Source organism: Serratia sp. Ag1 (assembly GCF_000743355.1).
Taxonomy (GTDB): Bacteria; Pseudomonadota; Gammaproteobacteria; order Enterobacterales; family Enterobacteriaceae; genus Chania.
The window spans coordinates 1-21452 of sequence record NZ_JQEI01000063.1; the positions used below are offsets into that span (position 1 = coordinate 1).

The 21452-nt window shown below is 54.7% G+C and carries 21 protein-coding genes; 18 read left to right on the forward strand and 3 right to left on the reverse strand.

Annotated elements, in window-relative coordinates:
• Together IV04_RS23380 and IV04_RS23385 are read left to right on the forward strand one after the other, a co-directional pair.
• On the forward strand, positions 1 to 299 hold a 299-nt coding region (locus tag IV04_RS23380), incomplete at its 5' end, for a twin-arginine translocase subunit TatC (protein ID WP_037441590.1).
• A 723-nt stretch (positions 300 to 1022) separates the two neighbouring features.
• A complete protein-coding gene (locus IV04_RS23385) occupies positions 1023 to 1547 on the forward strand; it encodes a cytochrome b (protein ID WP_037404565.1) in 525 nt (174 codons plus the stop codon).
• Positions 1548 to 1597: 50 nt separating this feature from the next.
• On the opposite strand, the gene IV04_RS23390 is transcribed toward IV04_RS23385, so the two are convergent.
• Positions 1598 to 2053 (reverse strand): antitoxin HicB, encoded by a 456-nt coding sequence (locus IV04_RS23390; RefSeq protein ID WP_037404564.1) that lies wholly within the window; start codon positions 2051 to 2053, stop codon positions 1598 to 1600.
• Between the two features lie 206 nt (positions 2054 to 2259).
• Here IV04_RS23390 and IV04_RS23395 point away from each other — a divergent pair, with 206 nt between their 5' ends.
• Positions 2260 to 3168, forward strand: a complete 909-nt coding sequence (locus IV04_RS23395; protein ID WP_037404563.1) for a winged helix-turn-helix domain-containing protein — start codon at positions 2260 to 2262, stop codon at positions 3166 to 3168.
• Positions 3169 to 3366: 198 nt separating this feature from the next.
• Positions 3367 to 3720, forward strand: coding sequence for a type II secretion system pilot lipoprotein GspS (gene gspS / locus IV04_RS23400; RefSeq protein ID WP_231566335.1), 354 nt, complete (start codon positions 3367 to 3369; stop codon positions 3718 to 3720).
• A 38-nt stretch (positions 3721 to 3758) separates the two neighbouring features.
• On the opposite strand, the gene gspB is transcribed toward gspS, so the two are convergent.
• Positions 3759 to 4307: a type II secretion system assembly factor GspB gene (gene gspB / locus IV04_RS23405; RefSeq protein WP_037404561.1), complete on the reverse strand. Its 549-nt coding sequence runs from the start codon at positions 4305 to 4307 to the stop codon at positions 3759 to 3761.
• A 217-nt stretch (positions 4308 to 4524) separates the two neighbouring features.
• Entirely contained in the window at positions 4525 to 7854 is a 3330-nt protein-coding gene (pulA, locus tag IV04_RS23410; protein WP_037404560.1) for a pullulanase-type alpha-1,6-glucosidase, read from the reverse strand.
• Between the two features lie 450 nt (positions 7855 to 8304).
• Between pulA and gspC the strand changes: the two genes are divergently transcribed.
• The 14 genes from gspC (at position 8305) to IV04_RS23480 (ending at position 21305) form a co-directional block, all read left to right on the forward strand.
• Positions 8305 to 9171, forward strand: a complete 867-nt coding sequence (gene gspC, locus IV04_RS23415) for a type II secretion system protein GspC (protein WP_231566334.1) — start codon at positions 8305 to 8307, stop codon at positions 9169 to 9171.
• Between the two features lie 15 nt (positions 9172 to 9186).
• A complete protein-coding gene (gene gspD, locus IV04_RS23420) occupies positions 9187 to 11154 on the forward strand; it encodes a type II secretion system secretin GspD (RefSeq protein WP_037404569.1) in 1968 nt (655 codons plus the stop codon).
• A complete protein-coding gene (gene gspE / locus IV04_RS23425; RefSeq protein WP_037404559.1) occupies positions 11151 to 12656 on the forward strand; it encodes a type II secretion system ATPase GspE in 1506 nt (501 codons plus the stop codon). The genes gspD and gspE overlap by 4 nt, the downstream gene beginning before the upstream one ends.
• A gap of 1 nt (position 12657) precedes the next feature.
• Positions 12658 to 13881 carry a type II secretion system inner membrane protein GspF gene (gene gspF, locus IV04_RS23430; RefSeq protein WP_037404557.1) on the forward strand — a complete coding sequence of 408 codons (1224 nt, stop codon included), beginning with the start codon at positions 12658 to 12660 and terminating at the stop codon, positions 13879 to 13881.
• Positions 13882 to 13911: 30 nt separating this feature from the next.
• Positions 13912 to 14343, forward strand: a complete 432-nt coding sequence (gspG, locus tag IV04_RS23435) for a type II secretion system major pseudopilin GspG (protein WP_037404556.1) — start codon at positions 13912 to 13914, stop codon at positions 14341 to 14343.
• Positions 14343 to 14894 (forward strand): type II secretion system minor pseudopilin GspH, encoded by a 552-nt coding sequence (gene gspH / locus IV04_RS23440; protein WP_037404555.1) that lies wholly within the window; start codon positions 14343 to 14345, stop codon positions 14892 to 14894. The genes gspG and gspH overlap by 1 nt, the downstream gene beginning before the upstream one ends.
• Positions 14891 to 15256, forward strand: a complete 366-nt coding sequence (gene gspI, locus IV04_RS23445) for a type II secretion system minor pseudopilin GspI (protein WP_037404554.1) — start codon at positions 14891 to 14893, stop codon at positions 15254 to 15256. Before gspH ends, gspI begins: the two co-directional genes overlap by 4 nt.
• Entirely contained in the window at positions 15253 to 15849 is a 597-nt protein-coding gene (gspJ, locus tag IV04_RS23450; protein ID WP_072010963.1) for a type II secretion system minor pseudopilin GspJ, read from the forward strand. Before gspI ends, gspJ begins: the two co-directional genes overlap by 4 nt.
• The gene (gene gspK / locus IV04_RS23455) at positions 15846 to 16829 is read left to right on the forward strand and encodes a type II secretion system minor pseudopilin GspK (RefSeq protein ID WP_037404553.1); all 984 of its coding nucleotides are present in this window, start codon (positions 15846 to 15848) and stop codon (positions 16827 to 16829) included. The genes gspJ and gspK overlap by 4 nt, the downstream gene beginning before the upstream one ends.
• A complete protein-coding gene (gene gspL / locus IV04_RS23460; protein WP_231566332.1) occupies positions 16826 to 18028 on the forward strand; it encodes a type II secretion system protein GspL in 1203 nt (400 codons plus the stop codon). The genes gspK and gspL overlap by 4 nt, the downstream gene beginning before the upstream one ends.
• Positions 18021 to 18509 carry a type II secretion system protein GspM gene (gene gspM, locus IV04_RS23465; protein WP_037404552.1) on the forward strand — a complete coding sequence of 163 codons (489 nt, stop codon included), beginning with the start codon at positions 18021 to 18023 and terminating at the stop codon, positions 18507 to 18509. The genes gspL and gspM overlap by 8 nt, the downstream gene beginning before the upstream one ends.
• Positions 18499 to 19242: a type II secretion system protein N gene (locus IV04_RS23470; protein ID WP_037404550.1), complete on the forward strand. Its 744-nt coding sequence runs from the start codon at positions 18499 to 18501 to the stop codon at positions 19240 to 19242. Before gspM ends, IV04_RS23470 begins: the two co-directional genes overlap by 11 nt.
• A gap of 33 nt (positions 19243 to 19275) precedes the next feature.
• Positions 19276 to 20118, forward strand: a complete 843-nt coding sequence (locus IV04_RS23475; protein WP_037404549.1) for an A24 family peptidase — start codon at positions 19276 to 19278, stop codon at positions 20116 to 20118.
• 92 nt (positions 20119 to 20210) lie between these two features.
• Positions 20211 to 21305, forward strand: a complete 1095-nt coding sequence (locus IV04_RS23480) for a succinylglutamate desuccinylase/aspartoacylase family protein (protein ID WP_051916958.1) — start codon at positions 20211 to 20213, stop codon at positions 21303 to 21305.
• Positions 21306 to 21452 lie beyond the last annotated feature (147 nt).

Consider the following 21452-nt stretch of genomic DNA (forward strand, 5'->3'; position numbering starts at 1 on the left):
TCATGGCGCTGTTTATGGCGTTTGGCGTGGCGTTTGAGGTGCCAGTGGCCATCGTTCTGCTGTGCTGGAGCGGTGTGACAACGCCGGATGATCTACGCAAGAAACGCCCATATGTGCTGGTTGGGGCCTTTGTAGTGGGTATGTTGTTAACGCCGCCGGACGTGTTCTCGCAAACCCTGCTGGCGATACCAATGTACCTGCTCTTTGAGGTAGGGGTATTTTCTGCCCGTTTCTATGTGGGTAAACGGCGTAAACCTGCAGAAGAAGACGAAGGTGAAGAAGAGCCGCCTGCGGTTTAACCTCTGTTATTGGATGAGCAGCTGAGATTGATGGCGAAGTGGTCTTTTAACCCGAGATACCCGGGCCTAGCGCACCGAGGGGCGCTCCGGCGTCTTACGCCGCTACGACCCCTTCGACACGCTCTCCCTAATATCTAACTTTGTCTGCAGTCTGAAACCGGAGGAAATCTCCGGTTTTTTCTTTTATTCAGAAAACCCCCAGCTAGGCTGGGGGTTCCGTAAAGCTTCCAGCTTTGAGTCGGCTCTTTTAATGGCCAGTAACGCTTGTGGTCAGGTAGCAACAAAGCACCTCTGGAGATAGATAAACCGCTAATAGTTGATGAGAAAGGCTTAGCGCATACCCGATGAATGAGAGAAGTACCACCACGTTACTTATTCAGTGTCTTGGGGGGTAAGTACAAAGGAAACTGTCATATGCGCTAAGGAAGATATGTGTATAGAAAGATGTGGTGGTAAGTACAGTCGCCCTTACATTGATGTAGCCCGTTTACGGGCAGTAAGTAACAGAAGTAATGCAAATGTGAGGTAGTAATGCGCTTGTTAGGGCGCGGCAGGTAAGAGAGCCTTACAGGCGCATATGAAAAACCTCCGGCTATGCCGGAGGATATTTATTTTTATTAAGGTTCTCTTCATCATTTTCAGGCTATGTTTATACCCGTCAAGCAACTCGAATTACTTTGGGTATAAGCCGGTATTGTTTCATTGATTGGAAGAGGTTGAGCTATGGTCACGCGTTTTGCTAAATCGCAAATTATTCTGCACTGGTTAACGCTGTTGATGATTATTCTGACGTACAGCGCCATGTTATTGAAAGATTGGGTTCCTGAAGACAACATTGATCTGATCAAAAATTTACACTTTAATTTTGGTCTGTCCGTTTTTTTGCTGATGATTATCCGGCTCTGTTTACGCCAATTGAATACGGTGCCACCGATTACGCCGCCGCTAGAGGCCATGCAGGCTTTGGGGGCGAAAGTATTCCACTGGTTGCTGTATCTGCTGTTTTTATCTTTGCCGATCCTGGGGATGCTGGCATTGGCTTACGGTGGAAAAGAGTGGGTACTGCTGGGCTGGCAGGTACCGCAGTGGGTAACCCCTGATCCAGGGATGCGTAGCTTGATTAAAGAGACGCACGAAACCTTGGCCAATACCGGTTATTTCATCATCGGTGCCCACACGTTGGCAGCGCTTTATCACCATTATCTGCGTGGTGATAATACGTTACAACGCATGATGCCGGGCAAATAGCGCTGTAAACGCAACATAGGCACAGATCGGCGAATCTGTGCCTTCTATTATCAGATATTGGCAGCCGATGGCTTGCGAATTTCCGTTACGGAAATATGTACTTCACAGCCTAACAGGAACAGTGCCTGTTCAAGGGCCTCCACTTTTGAGGCATAAGCGATATCCAGCAACCGATCGACCTGTGCGCCGTTCAACCCCATCTGGCGTGCCAGCACCGCTTTTGATGTACCGCCACTCAGCATCCGGTTATGCAGTTCCAGCTTGAGTTTGACCAACACCGGCAGATGAACCGCTATCTCTTCGGCCTGTAGTGTAGAAGGTGGTGGTACTTGGCGGCCTTCCTCCATTGCAATGGCGATCGCCGTCAGCAGGCTTTCCTGGGTTTCCAGTTCAACATCTTCACGTTTGTAGCAAGCGGCCAACTGCTGTGGAAAGTCACGCAAGGTAATCTGCCAAGTATCGCTTTCATCGTCGAAAGCGTAGTGGGCGGGGTAGTAGCAAAGCATCGGATTCCCTGCTTACAAATAAGTGGAACGGCATTGTGACCGCTTGGCGCTAACAATGCCAGAGATTGGCGCGGCTACAATGAAAGGTGTTGCGCAGAAAAGCGCTGTGGTTTGTTTTTGGCCGATTTTTTTTAGTGGCTCGCTGATGATTTATTAGCGATTTCTGCCAGAATTATTCCATCTTCCTAAGATAAATCGGATAGAGCATGAAATATAGATTCAATGACAGTGTTCTTTTTGACGCTGATGCAGGAACGCTAGGGCCGAGTGATTTATCAGACGACCCTATTCCACTTTCGAACCCAACCAAGCGCTTACTGCTGCTATTGATTGCTCAACATGGTGAGCCCGTCAACCGTGAAGTGATATTCAAAAAGGTGTGGGACGATTACGGCATGATCTCCAGTAACAACAACCTTAATCAGTGCGTCAGCAAATTACGCCGGGTGATCAAGGTGATGGGGATAGATGATGAAGTGATCGCTACCGTACCTAAACTGGGTTTTATGCTGCGTCAGGAGATCCTGATCGAATCCAGCGAAGCAGATAATGAGCCTTTTACTCAAAGTTACGTGCCAACTCATTCGGCAGAACTCTTTGATGAGGAAATGGAAAACGAACTGGATGAACAGGTAGCCACCAGTGATGAGATTGTGGAAACCCAGTCTGAAGTTGATAGCGCACCAGAGCCCGCATCCGCGCCTCCGGTGGCAGCACCTGCCGCCACTAAGAAGCGTTATGGCTGGGGAGTCATTGTTGCGCTTACCGGGTTTGTGTTTGTCCTGGGTATTGGTATCACCATGTACACCACCAACTCTTTTGCTCGACAGGAGGTTTTTCTCGGTAGCGCAGGCAGTTGCAAAGTGTTTTTATCAACATCCACAACGTCGGGGATTCCCGGCCCGAGCCTGAATAAAGACCTACTGGCCTACGTGGAGCAGAGAAAGGCACAATGCCACGCTGACGAATACCTGCTGGTGGTGCGTAGTAATCAGGTGCGCTCTTATATTTCGGGTATCCACCGTATGTTTTTTGTGCGCTGTACTACATTACGTGAGCACAGAATCGAGTTTTGTTCGGGAATGGAAAGCGATGGCTCGCCGCTAACGCTTTGAAGTGATTGTCTGTCGGGCTGTGATCGAGCGGTTAATACAGGTTTTCAATTGGATCAGGATGAAAATGCCTCAACAGCAAAAGAAAAACTTTTCCCGAGACAAGTGACAGTGCAGGGGGATTTGGTAGAATAGAAGTCGGTTAATTAAAATAAGATGATTCTTATCATGCGGTTATCTCCGATTATACGTGCTGTGCCTATGCTGTTTCTTTTGGGACTGGTTGGGTGTCAGCAGCCACGCTCGGCAAACCAGAATAAATCAGTACCCCTTAATGAGCAGGTTGAACAGCTTGCTTCGGTGATTGCTGGCACTAAATACCTCAAGAACAAATGCAATCGTAGTGATTTGCCGGGGGATGCGGTCATCGAAAAGGTGGCGAATAAAGTGGCAAAACAGCGCGGCTGGAACCCGTCGGATTACACTGCTTTGCCTCAGCGCAGCGACGCAATTTATCAGAGCCTGACCCGAGACAGCACGCCTGAGCAGACAAAATGCAGCAGCTTTAACAGCCTGCTAGCGCCTTTCACTAACGAACTGCGCACAGAAGGTTAACGTCATCGGCGGAATCTTCTGTGCGGGGCGTTCCGGTTTTATGGTTCGCTGGGGTTGGCGACGTCAACTTTGCCGCCGGGCCAATCCTCCAGCGCATCAAGCGTGAAAACTTCACCATTGAAATTGAAGATAGTCACATCCTGCTGAATCTGTTCGATGATCAGGTTAGGGGCTGGGCTATCGCCTTCATGATAGCGCTGACCGTTCAGCGTGATGCTGCGTTTGCCGTCTTCCGAAGCGTAAACGTGCGCGCTGTAACGTAACGGGGGAAGTTCATCGCGGGCCAGCGTTTCTGGCGGGGCATCTGGCACGCTGGCGCTCTTGGGGTCTACCGGGCTTTTTTCGGTTACAGGCGCAGCAGCGGGTTTAGCTGGTACAGGAAGAGGCTGCGCTATAGCCGAGGGGACCGCCTGCGCAAGCACCGTTACGGGGTGCTCAAGCTGTGGATTGGTGTGCCAGCGTTCTCCGGCAAACCAGCCAAACGCGATAAACAGCAGCGCATAGATAGGTAGCAGATAGCGGGGAATAAATATTCCCTTGGCGGTGCGAGCCCTGACGGGTGGTGTTAGCTCCGTTTGATTGTCCACATCCCTGAACCTTTGAGTTAATGCAATTTCGCCACAGCTCGAGGCCATGTCATATTTTGCTGGTAGTAAAAAAACTATCAGACGGCTGACAACATCAACCACAGAAATTATCCGTCTGTCAGACGCGGGTCAAGAGCGCCCAGCGTGTATTTTTGGTTTTCCGGTGGGTCAGTGCAGAAAGAGAAGGGCCACCCAGAGGTGGCCCGATGTAGCGGATTTATTTACTGCTGACAGGAATCCCCGAGCCTTGCTCTGCTCCTTGAGGTTTCACCAGCAGCGCAACGGACCATGCCGGAATGGTGATACTGCCATCACCCGCAATATCAATACCTGATGCCAGCGAGGCGGCCCCTAATGTTTGTTGAAGCGTACTCAGGCTGAGGTTTTGCCCCACAAAATCATGGATAGTCCGGGCTTCGGGGGCGGCGTTAATCACCACCACCAGCGCATCGGCCTGCGGATCGAGATCGCTGCCCGCCAGGGTGCCATCATCAATAGTCATCACCAGCAACCCGAGCTGCTGATCGGCACCGGTATTGCGGAAATCCACACGTTTCATCACTTCGCTGCCACTACCCAACGTGATCAGCGGAGAAGAGCGGCGTAACTGTGTGAGTTCCTGATAGAACGCGGTCATTTGGGTTATTTCACTTTGGCCAGGTGTGGCCACCGCATCTTTTACGCTGCTAATCACATCGTAATTGCTGCCGTCATCACTGATACGCGGCATACCCACGTTGTAGTTATTGTCCTGATAGCTGTAATCCACGCGGTTAAACCAGTCACCGGCATCGTAGGAATCGCGGGTGAAGGATTTGGAGCGCAGCAACTCGGATCCTTGCTGATCAAAGGCTAACCCTTGCCCCAACATTGTCGTGGCCAGAGACACCGCCTGCATCCGCACGCGCGTATTCAGATCGGCTTCTTTGGCGGCTTTGTAGCTGATCATGTCCCACAGGGTTTGGTTGTCGTGCTTGGAGACATAGTTGATCACCTCGGTCGGATCGCTGGCATAGCCGCCGATGGCACCGTTATAGTCAATCTCGCTACCTCTCTTCAGGTTACCGTCTTTATCGATCAGCAAGAAATCGGCCAGGTTACCCGCCATCCCCACGCGCGTCAGATCGGCCAAGTGGCGCACGTTATCTGCCGTTTGCCCGCTCTTTTCATTGGCTAGCACGCCTGCTCCGTTGCCTAAACCTTGGTTTTGCCGCAACGCATCACCAGAGTCAAAAGGGCCACCGCCGCGCACAGCATCACGCAGACGATCGGAGAAGGTGCCGATCCCGGTACCTTTCAGGGTGATTTGTGAGGCGATCTCGAAGCGATCTTCCTGCCCGGAGTTCCAACCTTCGCCAAAGAAATAAACCTCAGGATTTACCGCTCTGACTTGCTCACGCGCTGCCAGGATCTGTGCTTTCGGGTGGTAACCCATCAGATCGAAACGGAAGGCATCGATCTTATAGTCTCGGCTCCAAACCACCAAAGAGTCGTCAATCAGCTTGGCGAACATGCGGTGTTCCGGTGCAGAATCAGAGCAACAGGTTGCTGATTCCACGCTGCCGGTCGATTCGTTCAAGCGCTGGTAATACCAAGGCACGATCTTATCCAGTACTGAGGTGCGATCGGTTGGGCCCGCAGCATTGGTGTGGTTGTAGACCACGTCCATAATCACGTTCATCCCCAACTGCTGCTTGATGGTCTGCACCATGGTGCGGAACTCTTTGATTCGCAGCGTACCTTCCGGATTGGTGGCGTAAGATCCTTCCGGCACCGTGTAGTGGAAAGGATCGTAACCCCAGTTATAGGAGTCGGTCTGTGACACGTAGCTGTTCAATTCCTGCACTTGCGGATTGTCTTTGCTATCGTCTTTCTTCAGCTCGTTGAGCACGTCACCAATGGTGGAGGCACTGTTGCAGTAATCAGCAAAGCGGCTTTGCTTCACGGCGCTGTTCAGTTCACACAGGCGGCTGAACGGTTGCGGCAGATCCGCCACTTTATCGGTGAACTCATTGACGGTTGCCAAATCAAACACCGGCAGTAATTCAATGTGTGTCACCCCTGATTGTGACAGTTGTTTCAGGTGTTTCACCATATTGCTGTCGGCGGCGGTCAGCGCCAGATACTTGCCACGCAAGGATTCGGGCACCGTCTGATCCCAGGCTGAAAGATCGCGGATATGGGATTCGTGGATCACCATACGGGCAATATCGGCTTGAGTGGCCTGTGGATGCGGCATGCTCAGGCTGTCCCAGCCATCCGGTTTTAACTCGCTGTCATTGAGATCCACCACCTGGCTGAACTCGGAATTGGTTGAGAGGCTATGCGAGTAAGGATCGGTGACTTCATACTGCTCGACTTTGCGCGATTGCGGATGGTAGACCGTCAGGGCATAACGATAGAAAGCCCCTTTGAGCTCGCTGCCGCCCTGATACGACCAGGCACCGGATTCGCTATCCCGGGTCATTGGCTGGCTGCCAATCACTTTTTTATCTGCGCTGTAGAGCACCAGTTCAACCTGTTGGGCGGTGGGGGCCCACAGGCGGAAGCTCACACCAGAACCGTTCACCAGTGCGCCATACTCCAGTTTCTCGGCAGCGTTGGCGAAACGATCGTCCAACACACCCGCAGTTTGTACCTGGGTGGCCGAACGGAGGATCCCGCTCTGATCGGTGGCCAGCACGACTGTTTCATCAGTCAGCAACTCATCGACGTTGGCGTCATCGGGCAGTTTAAACGCCGCATAATTGGCAAGGTGCGGGAAACGCGCGCGGGTTTCCTGGCTGATGGTGGTCGGCGTCAACGAGAAATAGCGATCGGTAAATTGCCCTTGGCTGTTGGCGGCGACTTTGCTGCTGTGGTTGTAGTACAGGCGCACGATCGGCTGATCTTTTCCGGCAGGCCAAAGCAGGGTTTGTTTGTCGACCCAATGTGCTTCTGCCAGCGCGACCCCAAAAGCTCCGCGGAAAGCATCGGCACGGGTGTCGTACACCGTATTGCTACCCGCAAGGACCGACACGGTGCGATCGGGAAAATTGCTGAAGGTGACACGCATATCTGCATCAATCAGCTTGTTGGTGCCATCACGCAGGATAAAGTTGATACAGCCGGTGGTTTTGTTTAACGGCAGTACCCAGTATGGGCCGTAGGCATCGCTACCCGTCGGGGTGATACTGGTATCTTCCCAGCCGTTTGAGGTTTTATCTAGCGAATCACACGCATCGTTATTCCATAAGAACAGGTTCTTGCTGGTGTCATTAATGGCGGCTCGGTTAGTGACACCGGCAATATCGACCAGATGGATCACGGCTTGGTTTCCGGTTGCCGTGATGGCTTCGCCAGGTATGGCGACATCTGGCAACCGTGCGACAGGCTCCTGATTTTCGGGTGTCTCAGGAGTTTCAGGCGTTTCTGGTGTACTCGGAGTTTCCGGCGTACTCGGTATTTCAGGTGTATTAGGGCTAACATTAGGTGCATTATTGTTATCACAGCCACTCAGTAAGATGAGTGAACCGAAGAGTAGGGCATTACAGGTATCTTTCAGCATTCTAAATTCCCTATCAGACTCACGTAATAGAAAGTAAAAAATGGTATTAATGTGTAAAGCCAAGGCATTAGATAGTGTGGGGCTGGGGGGAGCATCATCCCGCCAGAGGAGGAGAAGGGGCGTAGGAAGCAGGAGGAAGAGCCACTGAGAGGGGGTGACGAACTGTGAAAGGCCGATTATTATGATGCGGGTCAAAAAAGCAAGAAATCGCTAGCAAAACAGAAAGATGAATAATTCACCCAGTAAAAAATAATTATTTTTTTCGTCATGTGAGTATGTATAAAGTAGTCGGGGCTGAGAGGAGTCACTCACCAGCAGGCCTTTAAAAGCGCCGTTGTTACGCAAGATCCCGGTCACACATCGGCAGGTCTTTGATAAACAGCGCTAATCATAATGATGTACCATGGGTTGAGTTTCGTGACTCGGGTCAACAAAATAGCAAAGGAAAGCATGATTCAAATTTCTGGGATGGCTTTGTCAATCAGAGAGGTAACCTTCAGGCTGCTCACGCCGCGATGGGTACTGTTTGCCGTTATGCTATTGATCTGTAATCAACTGGCGATGCTGACCTGGCACATTTGGTTGCCACCAGAACTACCTGAAACACGCTTGACCAAAGCCGATTTACCGCAAGCCACCTCGGCTGGCAGCGGTAAAGCACAAGCCTATCGATTCAGCCTGTTTGGCACTGCTGCACCGACCTCTACGGCCAGCGCCAAGGCCGCTGCGGACTCCTCTCTGCGTGATGCGCCCGCTTCAACCCTCAAGATCAATCTTACGGGCATCGTTGCCAGCCCGGTTTCTGCGCATTCGATCGCCATTATCGCCAAAGACAGCAAGCAATTCAGCCTCGGTATTGGGGATAACACCCCAGGGTACGACGCAAAAATTGCGGCTATTTTTGCCGATCGGGTAGTGATCAGCTATCAAGGGCGCTACGAGTCGCTGTTTCTGTTCAGCGAACCACCTGTGGCCGCCAAGGCGCACAGCGAAAAACCGCAGGCAACGGCGGCTAACCTCAAGGCGCAGTTACAAAAAGAACCGCAAAATATTCTTAACTACCTGAATATTTCACCTGTGATGGTGGATAACAAACTGACCGGGTATCGCTTGAATCCTGGTGTACAAGGGGAATTGTTCCAACAGGTTGGGCTGCGGGAAAACGATCTGGCCGTGGCCCTCAATGGCCTTGATCTGCGTGATGCCCAACAGGCTCAGCAGGCATTGAAACAGTTGCCAGAACTCAGTGAACTGAATCTTACCGTCGAACGTGATGGTCAATTGCAGGATATCTATGTTGCTCTTGGAGATAATTAATTGTTTAGCAAAGGGATGATTGGGAGCTTACGCATTTTGGTGCTGGCCACCGCGCTGCTCGCGACAAAGTCAGGGTGGAGCGCCGAGTTTTCTGCCAGCTTCAAGGGCACGGATATTCAGGAGTTCATTAATACCGTCAGTAAAAACCTGAATAAAACGGTGATTATAGATCCTGCGGTGCGTGGCACGATCACCGTGCGCAGCTATGACATGCTGAACGAGGAACAGTACTACCAGTTTTTCCTCAGCGTGCTGGACGTTTACGGCTTTGCCGTGGTGGATATGCACAACGGCGTGCTGAAAGTGGTGCGCTCGAAAGACGCCAAAACGGCGGCGGTGCCAGTGGCCAGCGATGCCGAACCAGGGCAGGGCGATGAGGTGGTGACCCGCGTAGTGCCGGTCAACAACGTGGCAGCCAGAGATCTGGCACCGTTGCTGCGCCAGCTTAACGACAATGCCGGAGCGGGCAGCGTGGTGCACTATGAACCTTCCAACGTGCTGCTGATGACCGGGCGGGCAGCGGTGATCAACCGCCTGATGACGATTGTCGAGCGGGTCGACAAAGTCGGGGATCGCAGCGTGGTGACGGTGCCGCTGGCTTATGCTTCGGCTGCCGAAGTGGTCAAGCTGGTGACAGAATTGACCAAAGATGCCAGCAAGTCGGCAATGCCCAGCCTGATGACCGCCAGCCTGGTGGCCGATGAACGTACCAACTCGGTGTTGGTCAGCGGTGAACCTAATTCCCGCCAGCGGATTATCGCCATGATCAAGCAACTGGATCGCGAACAGGCGGTGCAGGGGAATACCAAAGTCATTTATCTGAAATACGCCAAAGCGACCGATCTGGTTGAGGTACTGACCGGCGTCAGCACCAGCATTCAGAGCGAACAGCAGAATGCCAAACCTGCTGTGGCGTTGCGGAAAGACGTCACCATCAAGGCCCACGAGCAGACCAACGCCCTGATCCTGACCGGGGCTCCCGACGTGCTCCGCGATCTGGAAAAGGTTATTGCGCAGTTGGATATCCGGCGCGCGCAGGTGCTGGTAGAAGCGATTATTGCCGAGGTGCAGGACGCTGACGGCCTGAATCTGGGGATCCAGTGGGCCAACAAGCACGCCGGGGTAACGCAGTTCACCAATACTGGTCTGCCGATCACCACCGCGATCGCCGGGGTCAATCAATACAATCAGGATGGCACCCTCAACACCGCCTTTGCCAGTGCGTTGAGCAGTTTTAACGGCATTGCCGCAGGCTTTTATCGCGGTAATTGGGCAATGCTGCTGACCGCGCTTTCCAACAGCAGCAAGAACGATATTCTGGCGACGCCGAGCATTGTCACGCTGGACAATATGGAAGCCACCTTCAACGTCGGCCAGGAAGTGCCGGTGCTGTCGGGCTCGCGCACCACTTCCGGCGATAATATTTTCAACACCGTGGAGCGTAAAACCGTCGGTATCAAGCTGAAGGTTAAACCACAGATTAACGAAGGGGATTCGGTGCAGCTGGAGATCGAACAAGAGGTTTCCAGCGTGGCGGATTCGGCCTCCGGCAACAATGCTAGCCTGGGGCCAACCTTCAATACCCGTACGGTCAACAATGCCGTGCTGGTGGGCAGCGGAGAAACGGTAGTGGTGGGTGGTCTGCTGGATAAAACGGTGAACGACAGTGCCAGCAAGGTGCCGTTGCTGGGTGATATTCCGGTGCTGGGCTACCTGTTCCGCTCCAACAGCCAGCAGGTTTCCAAGCGTAATCTGATGTTGTTTATCCGGCCGACGATCATCCGCGATCGTGATGATTTCCGTAATGCTTCGTCAGATAAGTATCAGGCGTTCAGTAAGGAGCAAGAACAATTACGCGGTAAAGAAACCCGTGGTGTGACCTTGAATAACGACGTGCTGAGGTTACCTCCGGACCAGAATGGATCCACTTTCCGCCAGGTCAATGCGGCGATCAGCGCGTTTTATCAGCGAGGGGCTCAATGATCAATGCCCCGGCGGATGTGGCCGAATTACGTCCTCAATTGCCATTTGCCTATGCGTGCGCGCAGCGTATTCTGCTGTTGCGCGATAGCGCCGGGTGTCAGGTGCTTTGCGTCGCCGATACGCCAGCCAGTGCCTTGCTCGAGGCGCGCCGGGTGGCTGGGGGCAGTATGACCGTCAACCGGTTGTCGGAAGACGAGTTTGAGAAACAACTGGTGCTCAGCTACCAGCGTGACTCGGAAGAAGCGCGGCGGATGATGGCCGATATCGGCAATGAAATGGATTTTTATACTCTTGCCGAAGAGCTGCCCGACAGCGACGATTTACTGGATGCCGACGACGACGCACCGATTATCCGCCTGATCAACGCCATGCTGACCGAGGCAATCAAGGACAAAGCGTCGGATATCCATATCGAAACCTACGAACGCCATTTGCAGATCCGCTTCCGGGTGGATGGCGTTCTGCGCGAAATTCTGCGCCCGCAGCGGCGTTTGGCATCGTTGCTGATCTCGCGCATCAAAGTGATGGCAAAGCTGGATATTGCCGAAAAACGTATTCCGCAGGATGGGCGCATGGCGCTGCGCATCGGTGGCCGTGCGATTGACGTGCGTGTCTCTACCTTGCCTTCCAACTATGGCGAGCGGATCGTGCTGCGTTTGCTGGATAAAAACAGCGTCAATCTCGATCTCGCCACCCTTGGTATGTCACCGCAAAACCAGCGGCAGATCGATGAACTGATCCAGCGCCCGCACGGCATTATTCTGGTGACCGGCCCGACCGGTTCCGGCAAAAGTACCACGCTGTATGCGGCGCTGAGCCGTTTGAACGCCAGCGAACGTAACATCATGACGGTCGAAGATCCGATCGAATATGAACTGGACGGTATTGGCCAGACGCAGGTTAACCCCAAAGTGGATATGACCTTCGCCCGTGGTTTGCGCGCCATTCTGCGTCAGGATCCCGACGTGGTACTGGTGGGGGAGATCCGTGATGGCGAAACCGCCCAGATCGCGGTGCAGGCGTCACTGACCGGCCACCTGGTGCTCTCCACGCTGCATACCAACAGCGCGCTTGGGGCGCTGTCACGCTTGCAGGATATGGGGATCGAACCTTTCCTGCTGTCGACTTCACTGCTGGCCGTGTTGGCCCAGCGATTGGTGCGCACATTATGCCCTGATTGTCGCCAGCCCTATGAGGCCGATCCTGAACTGGCCCGGCAGATGGAGATCCCGGTGGGCACGCCTTTGTGGCATGCGCAAGGGTGCCAGAAGTGCGGTTTTACCGGCTATCGCGGGCGTACGGGCATCCATGAATTGCTGCTGATTGACGATCGGGTGCGGGCGGCGATCCATCAGGGGGAAAGTGAACTGAGCATTGCCCGCCAATTGCGTAATGAATATGTGACGCTGCGTGGCGACGGGCGTGAAAAAGTGCTGGCGGGGGAGACCAGTTGGGAAGAGGTCGTTCGCGTCACCGAAAGCCGGGTACAGGAAGAGGAGTGATATGGCACTGTTCCACTACCAGGCGTTAGATGGCCGTGGCAAAAAGCGCCGTGGTGTTCAAGAGGCCGATTCTGCCCGCCATGCCCGCCAACTGCTGCGCGAGCAAGGATTGGTGCCTGTCAGCCTGGAAGAAGGGCAGGACGAGCGCCAGCGGGCTCGCAGCGGCAAGCGCGCTTTGTGGCAGCGCGGTATCAGCAGTGCCGATCTGGCGTTGATCACGCGGCAACTGGCAACGCTGGTAGCCGCTTCGCTGCCGTTGGAAGAAGCGCTGGATGCGGTGGCAAAACAGAGTGAAAAGCCGCGTCAGCGTGCGTTGATGGCGGCGGTGCGCACCAAAGTGCTGGAAGGGCATTCGCTGGCAGAAGCGATGGGGGGATTTCCCGCCAGCTTTGAACGCCTGTACTGCGCCATGGTGGCAGCGGGTGAAGCTTCCGGCCACCTGGATCTGGTGCTGAACCGGCTGGCAGATTACACCGAGCAGCGCCAGCAGATGCGTGCGCGCATCCTGCAAGCGATGATTTACCCCTGTGTTCTGACGGTCGTCGCTATCAGCGTCATTGCCATTCTGCTTTCTGCCGTGGTGCCGAAGGTGGTGGAACAGTTTGTCCATATGAAACAGGCGCTGCCGCTGTCAACCCGCGTACTGATGGGGTTGAGCGATGGCGTACGTGCTTTTGGCCCTTGGCTGCTGTTGGTGATATTGCTGGGCGTCTTGCTGATGCGTTTGCTGCTGCGCCAGCCGTCGCGACGCGTGGCCTTCCACCGCCAATTGCTGCGTTTACCCGTGATTGGTCGCATTGCCCGTGGCCTGAATACGGCGCGCTATGCCCGCACGTTGAGCATCCTGAATGCCAGTGCGGTGCCGCTGCTGCAGGCGATGCGCATCAGCGGTGAAGTGTTGAGCAATGATTACGCCCGCCGTCAACTGGCTATCGCGACCGAATCGGTGCGCGAAGGGGTCAGCCTGCATCGGGCGCTGGAGCAGACGGCGCTGTTTCCCCCGATGATGCGCCATATGATCGCCAGCGGCGAACGCAGCGGCGAGCTGGACAGTATGCTGGAACGGGCGGCAGACAATCAGGATCGGGAATTTTCCGCCCAGATGCAGCTGGCCTTAGGGCTGTTTGAGCCTCTGCTGGTGGTCAGCATGGCAGGCGTAGTGCTGTTTATTGTGTTGGCGATCCTGCAACCGATTCTGCAATTGAATAACATGATGAGTATGTAAATGATTAATCTGCAATCAACGGAGAGAAACATGCGGCAACAGCGTCAGCGCGGCTTTACCCTGCTGGAAATTATGGTGGTGATTGTGATCCTGGGCATTCTGGCAAGCCTGGTGGTGCCTAACCTGATGGGCAACAAAGATAAAGCGGATCACCAGAAAGTGGTCAGCGATCTGGTGGCGCTTGAAAGTGCATTGGACATGTACAAGCTGGATAACAGCCGTTACCCAACCACTGAACAAGGGTTGCAGGCGCTGGTCAGCAAACCGTCTGCCCAGCCAGAGCCGCGCAACTATCCGAAGGATGGTTACATTCGCCGTCTGCCACAGGATCCATGGGGTGGCGATTACCAACTGCTGAGCCCTGGGCAGCATGGTCAGATCGATATTTTCTCTTATGGGCCGGACGGTATGCCGGATACCGAAGATGATATCGGCAACTGGACTATCGGTAACAAGAAGTAGTGCGTCAGCGCGGCTTCACGCTGCTGGAGATGATGTTGGTGGTGCTGCTGATTGGCAGTGCCGCCAGCCTGGTGATGATGTCATTTCCTGCCGCACAGCGGAATACCCCACAACAACAGCTGGTACGTTTTCAGGCCCAGTTGGATTTTGCCTTGGACGATAGCCAGCAAAATGGTCGGTTGCTGGGGATTCAGGTGCGGCCAGACGGCTGGGAGTTCAAGCTGTTGCAGCGGCAACAGCCAGGAAACAGCGCCTCGGCAGCGGGGTCTGATATTTGGCAGGGGTATTTCTGGCAAACCTGGCAGCCGCGCCGTTCGGCCTTAGGCAGTGAACTGCCGGATGATCTGCAACTTGAGTTGCAGTATCCCGGTTTGCAGGAGTGGCCGCCTGTGAACGCAGCGGCAGCAGAGCCGGATATTTTGCTGCTGCCCGGCGGTGAAGTCACGCCGTTTACTCTGGTATTCAGGAGTAAGGATAGCAGCCTGGAGGCCTGGTTGCGGGTTGACGAGGCCGGGGTGATTAGCACCTCGGAACATGAGGCCACACCGTGAAAGCGCAGCGTGGGATGACATTGCTGGAAGTGTTGGTGGCGCTGGTGGTGTTTGCCCTGGCGGGATTGGCGCTGTTGCAAACCACGGCACAGCAGGCGAGCGGCATTGGCCGGATGGAAGAAAAAGTATTTGCGAGTTGGCTGGCGGATAATCAGCAGGTGCAGTTGCGCCTGGATAAGGTTTGGCCCGAGAAAAGCTGGAGCGGCAAGACCGTCGCTTTTGCCGGTGAAGAGTGGTATCTGCGCTGGCGCGGGGTTGATACCGAAATCAGCCAACTGCGTGCGCTGGACGTTGAAGTCCGGCGTAAAAAAGAAGATGCGGCGGCAGTGGTTTCTCTGCGCAGCTATGTGGTGCGTGAATGAACCGCCGTATGCAAGGCTTTACCCTGCTGGAAATGTTGCTGGCGTTGGCTATTTTTGCCGCGCTGAGTATTAGCGCATTTCAGGTGCTGCAGGGCGTGGTGCGTAATGACAAAGTCTCCCAAAGCAAGGTCGAGCGTTTGGCAGAGCTGCAGCGGGCCTTTGTGCAGATGGACGCGGATTTCGGCCAGATTATTCCACGGCACAGCCGGGGTAGCGAAAGCCTGTTGTCTGCCGCTCGTTACCAGTTAGAGAGCGAGGACTGGGCCGTCTCTTTTATGCGCAATAGCTGGCAGAACCCGTTAGGGATGCTGCCCCGTTCCGAGCTACAGAATGTCGGTTATCGCCTGCGCGCTCAGCAGCTAGAACGGTTGAGCTATACCCATGCAGATCCGCAAGTGGGCGCAACGCCAGTGGTTAAGGTGGTGCTCAGTGGTGTCAGTGCTTTTCGTCTGCGTTTTTTTGCCAACGGTGCCTGGCAGGATAGCTGGGAGAATACGGCAAAGTTACCGCAAGGGATTGAGGTGACGCTGATGGTGACCGGTGTGGGTGAACTGACCCGGCTGTTTATAATCGCTGAAGGGGCGACAGAATGAGGGCGCGGCAGAAAGGTGTGGCGCTGCTGGTGGTGTTGCTGATCCTGGCCCTGATGGTCACGATTGCCGCCACCATTGCTGAACGTAATGGGCGCACTTATCTGCGCACGGCGGCACAGTTGGATCACCAGCAGGCAAAATGGTATGGCCGCGCGGCAGAAACTCTGGCCCGTAAAATCCTGCAGATGGATACGCTGGATTCACCAGAGAAAACCCATCTGGCCCAAAACTGGGCGCAAGACGAACGCCGCTTCCCCGTCGAAGGGGGGGAATTACATGGGCAGATTGTAGATGCTCAAGCCTGTTTTAATCTTAATGCGATTAATCAGGGGGCGGGTGGGCAGGATGAGACAACAACGCCGTATCCCGCCAAGGTTTTTCTCCAGCTACTGAAAAATCTGCAGGTGGATCCGTTGCAGGCCGCGCAGGTGACTGCCGCTCTGCGCGATTGGATCGACAGTGACAACGAACCCGGCATCGGTGGGGCAGAGGATGAGGTCTACATGTCATTGGATGTGCCCTACCTGCCCGCCAATCAGCCGATGCAGGATGTCAGTGAATTGCGCACCGTTTATGGTGTTGACACAAACCTGTATCGATTGTTGCTGCCTTATGTGTGTGCGTTGCCAACCAAGACGCTGTTGGTGAATGTGAACACCCTGCGTGAATCCCAAGCGCCTTTATTGGCGGCGCTATTTCTGACGGAACTTGACCCCGTTGAAGCAGAGCAATGGCTGCAGCAGCGCCCGCGTGAAGGGTGGAGCAGCGTAACGGTATTTTTGGCCCAGTTGCCACGTCAGGAGATTGATACGACGGCAGTCAAACCGATGCTGACGGTGAAAAGCGACTTTTTCCTGGCTAATTTCAGCGTGCTGATGGGGAACAGCCATTTCAGTCAGCACAGTTTATTGCAGAGGACCGGCAATAATTTTCATGTGGTACAGCGGAAATATGGATTAAGCATGATGGTGACGCCTTGATAGATAACATACAGCGCAGTGGTGAGGTGCGGTTGATCCTGCGTTTGCCGAGTGACGACGCGCAGCCGGTGCTGTGGCGATTGACTTCGCCGGGCAGTAACCGGCACGGCAGCCTGGCTACGGGGGAAACCGATCCTGAATTGGCCCGTTTGCTGGCTACCTATCCAGCCTGGGTGCTGGTGCCCGCGAGCGAGTTCGCTTTCCATCAGGTAACGCTGCCGCGCCGTGCCCGCCGCCAGAGTTTGCAAGTGCTGCCGTTTATGCTGGAAGAGCAGTTGGCAACAGAGGTTGAGCGCCTGCACTTCGCCATTTTGCAGCAAAGCGGCGAGACTTGTGACGTTGCGGTGGTAGAGAAAAGCGCCATGCAACAGTGGATTGCCCGCTGTGAGCAGTTGGGGGTCCGCGTTCAGGCAATGTTGCCCGATGTTTTGATGATGCCGTTGGTGACCGACGGTTGGAGCGCCGTTCGTCTGAACGATCAATGGTTATTCCGCCGCGAAGCGCACGCGGGGATGATTGTGGAATCATCCTGGCTGCCCGAACTGTTGGCGGTATCGGCTCCGCAGGTGATTGAAAGCTACTCCACGCCGCCAGCGCAGATTGCGGGTTTGGCGGAATGGCGGGTGTGGCCAGAGCGCGATTTACTGCAACTGGCGGCAGAAGGTGAGAAATATTCCGGTGCCGATCTGCGTCAGGGCGAGTTTACCCGTTCCAGCCCGTGGCGTGCCGGGTTACGCCCTTGGTGGCCAGCTGCGCTGGCACTGGCGGTCTACCTGCTGTTGGTCGGTGCGGATGCCGGGCTGTCGCATTACCGCCTTTGGCAGCAGGCTGAGCATTGGCGGCTGGAAAGCGTGCGGCTGTATCAGCAACTGTTCCCGACTGAGAAAAACGTGATTAACCCGCGCGTCCAGATGCAGCAACACCTGCAGCAGCTGCAACCTGGCGAACAGGCCGGGTTGAGTGAACAGATGCGCCAATTGCAGCAACTGATGGCGGATAACTCGGCGGTTCGCTTGCAGACGCTGGCCTATGATGCCAGCCGCAAAGAGCTGAGAGTCGATCTGCACGCGGCTTCTTTCCAGGCCTTGGAACAGTTTCAGCAGAGTGCCGGGCAGCACTACCAGGTGCAACCGGGTGAAGTGAAGCAAAACTCGGGTGGGGTAGAGAGCCGGTTGATTCTGGGGATACAGCATGAATGAACTTAAGCGCCGTTGGCTGCAGATCAGCCCCCGGGAGCGCGGACTGGTATTAGGCTGTGGCGTATTACTTATCTTGTGCCTGTGCTATTACGCATTGTGGCTGCCTTGGCAACAACAGGCCGAACAGTGGCAGCGTACCATTGCCCGTGAGAAGGGCACTGTTGCCTGGATGACCGAACAGGCACCGCGCTTGCGCGAGCAAGGAGCGCGCCCAGTTACGGGAGAACCCCTCAGTTTATCGGCTACGGTCACGCGCAGTGCTGCCGCTCAGGGCATGAACATCACCCGTATACAACCGCAGGGTGAACGTTTGGCCGTGACGCTGGAACCGAGCGATTTTAACCAGTTGATGCGTTGGCTTACGCAACTGGAACAGCAGTATCGGGTGCAGATCGTGGCGCTCGACGTAGCAGCGCAGTCCGCGAAACCGGGATGGGTTGCCGTCAACAAACTGATGCTGGAACGCAGCGATGGGCGCTAAAGCGAAAAAAGCCGTACTGCTGTTGGTTTGCTATCTGCTGCTGCTGGGGTGGTATGCGCCTGCACAATTGCTGCGAGTTTTTTTGCCAGCGGATATGCGCGTTGGCAGTTTCTCCGGTTCCTTGTGGCAGGGCAGCCTGCACCAGTTTAATTGGCGTAACGTTACATTGCCGGAGTTGAAGTGGCAATTTACCTGGTCTTCCTGGCAACCAGCCCTGCGGCTGGCGCTGCACGATCCGCAGGGTATTCAAGGTTCAGGCACGTTGCGCGGATGGCTGAGCCTGCAGCTGTATCAATGGCAGCTTTCCGCGCCAGCCGGTTTTGTCCAGCAACAGTTGCCACTGCCTTTGCCTATCACCGCGCAGGGTAAACTGCAACTGCGCCTGCAGCAGGGGGAGTTCAGTTCACATGGCTGCTCGAGCCTCAGCGGTGGCGTGGCTAACTGGCAGAATGCCCAGTTGGCGTCCCCGTTAGGGGAATTGCTGCTGAGCAATGTGCAGGCCCAATTAAGCTGTGATGCTAAAGGCGCGTTGGCGCTGGTGCTCAAGCAGGACTCCTCTCACCTGAACCTGACGGGGCGTGGCAGCCTCGGGTTCGACGGGCGCTATCAGTTCAGCGGCCAGTTGCGCAGTGGGCCGCAGTTGCCCGATGTCATGAAACCATTAATGAATCAGTTGGGCCGCGTCGACGACCAAGGCCAGATCGCCTGGCAGGTTCAGGGAAAGCTGTTTTAACCGCAAGAACATGTCTCACAACAGGGAGAATCTGTGAATTTGTTATTGGACTTTACCGCCGCTTTCCCCTGGCTTTGGCTGTGCTTTGTGGGGCTGCTGGGGGCGATCGTTGGCAGCTTTCTCAACGTGGTGATTTACCGCCTGCCCGTGATGTTGGAGAGGCGCTGGCAGCAGGAATCCCTGCTGCAACTCGCCCAGCCTTTGCCTGAACCGCTGCCACGTTTTAACCTGCTGTTGCCACATTCTTGTTGCCCGCATTGCCAGCAGCCGGTGGCTGCCAGGGATAACATTCCGCTGTTGAGCTTTTTGTGGCTAAAGGGCAAAGCCCGTTGCTGCGGTGCCGCCATTTCCTGGCGTTATCCCCTGGTTGAAGCGGCCACGGTGCTGCTGTTTGTGCTGGCTGCACTGGCTTGGCCGCTAGGGATGCCATTATTCGGCGCTTGGATATTCCTGTCTGTTTTACTGGCGCTGGCGGTGATCGATCATCACACGCAACTGTTGCCAGACGTGCTGACGCTGCCGCTGCTGTGGGGGGGGCTGCTGCTCAACCTGCAAGGTACTTTTGTGCCGTTGGAGCAGGCGACGATCGGCGCAATGGCCGGGTATCTCTGTCTCTGGAGCCTGTTCTGGCTATTCAAGTTGGCGACCGGCAAAGAGGCGCTTGGCTATGGCGATTTTAAATTGCTGGCGGCGTTGGGGGCTTGGTTAGGTTGGCAGGCTTTGCCGCAGGTGATTTTGCTGGCTGCGGGGAGTGGGCTGTTGTTTACGTTGCTGCAGCGTGGGCTGGCACGGCAGGATCTGAGCCAACCGTTGGCGTTCGGCCCTTGGCTGGCGCTGGCTGGTGCAGTCAATATGTTGATACCGTTAGTTTTTTAACACATTGAAAGGTTTTGCTTAAACACAATTTCTTGCCGCTTTCCTGCGATTCAGGGACGCGGTTTTTTTAACCATATCGAATGGGGCAGGCGATGTATAAAGTGACGATGTTGGCAGCGTTATTGATGGGGGCTTTCAGCGCCCAGGCAGCAACGGTTTATACCGGTGATAAAATTGATGGCAACCCGGTGATCAGCAAGCTGGATGTTGACGATCTGGAAGCGGGCAAGGTCTATCGCTTTATGTTCCAAGGGGCCAGCAACGGCATCAGCCAGCACTGGTATGTGCCGATCATGGTTGCCAAAGGCGCACAGCCTGGCCCTAAATTGGGTCTGCAAGCGGCAATCCACGGTGATGAACTGAACGGGATCCGGGTGATACAGCAGGTGTTCGAGAAGCTGAACCCTGCCGAACTGAAAGGCAGCGTGGTTGGTGCCATCGGCGCTAACCCTTCCGGTATGCTGGCTAATAACCGTAACTGGCAATTGGTCAACGACGGTGGTGATATGGTTGACTTCAACCGCATCTGGCCGGGCAAAGAGAAAGGTAATACTGCGGAACAACATGCCTGGCTGCTGTGGAATAACTTATGGGCAGGCAATGCTGGCATGTTTGTTGACATGCATACACAAAGCCGTGGTACTGAATATCCGCTGTTCATCTATGCTGACTACCGCAACCCACAGGTGAAACAGATGGCCGAGCTGTTCCCTGCCGACCAGATTAAGGCCGATCCAGGTGAAAAGGGCTCGGTAGAAACCACTTTCGTTGAAAACAAGATCCCAGCGATTACGCTCGAAGTGGGCAAACCGAAACTGTATCAGCCCGAACTGATCGCACGTAGCGTAACGGGCGTGCATAACCTGATGATCCAGCAAGGGATGGTGGCAGGTGAGCTAGGGGCAACGGCTCAGCAGCAGAAAACCTACGTGGGTAACGAAATGAGTTCGATCCGTGCGGAAGTCGGTGGGTTTGCCGAGATTCTGGTTAAGGTTGGCGAGATGGTTACCAAAGGGCAAAAAGTTGCTGTGCAACGTAATGCCTTTGGCGATGTGATCCGTGAATACACGGCTACGCATGACGGCAAGGTGTTGGCGATTGGCGATGATCCGCTGCGTGAAGCACGTGGTTTGCTGGTGCGTATCCTGTTTAACAACCCGGATTCTCAATGTGCTGATGGTTGTTAATTCCGGCCATGCCTAACGCTTCAAAACAAACTGTGGTTTTGATGATCTGGATCTATTTTCTGTAGATTTTTATGTCGGATCGCATTACGGGAGTACACTTTTTGGCCGTTGGGTGTATCTTCAATAGTTGATGCGCCGCGCGATAAA

Coding starts and splice junctions, on each gene's coding strand:
- IV04_RS23385 (WP_037404565.1), top strand. CDS start 1,023: ATGGTCACGCGTTTTGCTAAATCGCAAATTATTCTGCACTGGTTAACG.
- IV04_RS23390 (WP_037404564.1), bottom strand. CDS start 2,053: ATGCTTTGCTACTACCCCGCCCACTACGCTTTCGACGATGAAAGCGAT.
- IV04_RS23395 (WP_037404563.1), top strand. CDS start 2,260: ATGAAATATAGATTCAATGACAGTGTTCTTTTTGACGCTGATGCAGGA.
- gspS (WP_231566335.1), top strand. CDS start 3,367: ATGCTGTTTCTTTTGGGACTGGTTGGGTGTCAGCAGCCACGCTCGGCA.
- pulA (WP_037404560.1), bottom strand. CDS start 7,854: ATGCTGAAAGATACCTGTAATGCCCTACTCTTCGGTTCACTCATCTTA.
- gspC (WP_231566334.1), top strand. CDS start 8,305: ATGATTCAAATTTCTGGGATGGCTTTGTCAATCAGAGAGGTAACCTTC.
- gspD (WP_037404569.1), top strand. CDS start 9,187: ATGATTGGGAGCTTACGCATTTTGGTGCTGGCCACCGCGCTGCTCGCG.
- gspE (WP_037404559.1), top strand. CDS start 11,151: ATGATCAATGCCCCGGCGGATGTGGCCGAATTACGTCCTCAATTGCCA.
- gspF (WP_037404557.1), top strand. CDS start 12,658: ATGGCACTGTTCCACTACCAGGCGTTAGATGGCCGTGGCAAAAAGCGC.
- gspG (WP_037404556.1), top strand. CDS start 13,912: ATGCGGCAACAGCGTCAGCGCGGCTTTACCCTGCTGGAAATTATGGTG.
- gspJ (WP_072010963.1), top strand. CDS start 15,253: ATGAACCGCCGTATGCAAGGCTTTACCCTGCTGGAAATGTTGCTGGCG.
- gspK (WP_037404553.1), top strand. CDS start 15,846: ATGAGGGCGCGGCAGAAAGGTGTGGCGCTGCTGGTGGTGTTGCTGATC.
- gspM (WP_037404552.1), top strand. CDS start 18,021: ATGAATGAACTTAAGCGCCGTTGGCTGCAGATCAGCCCCCGGGAGCGC.
- IV04_RS23470 (WP_037404550.1), top strand. CDS start 18,499: ATGGGCGCTAAAGCGAAAAAAGCCGTACTGCTGTTGGTTTGCTATCTG.
- IV04_RS23480 (WP_051916958.1), top strand. CDS start 20,211: ATGTATAAAGTGACGATGTTGGCAGCGTTATTGATGGGGGCTTTCAGC.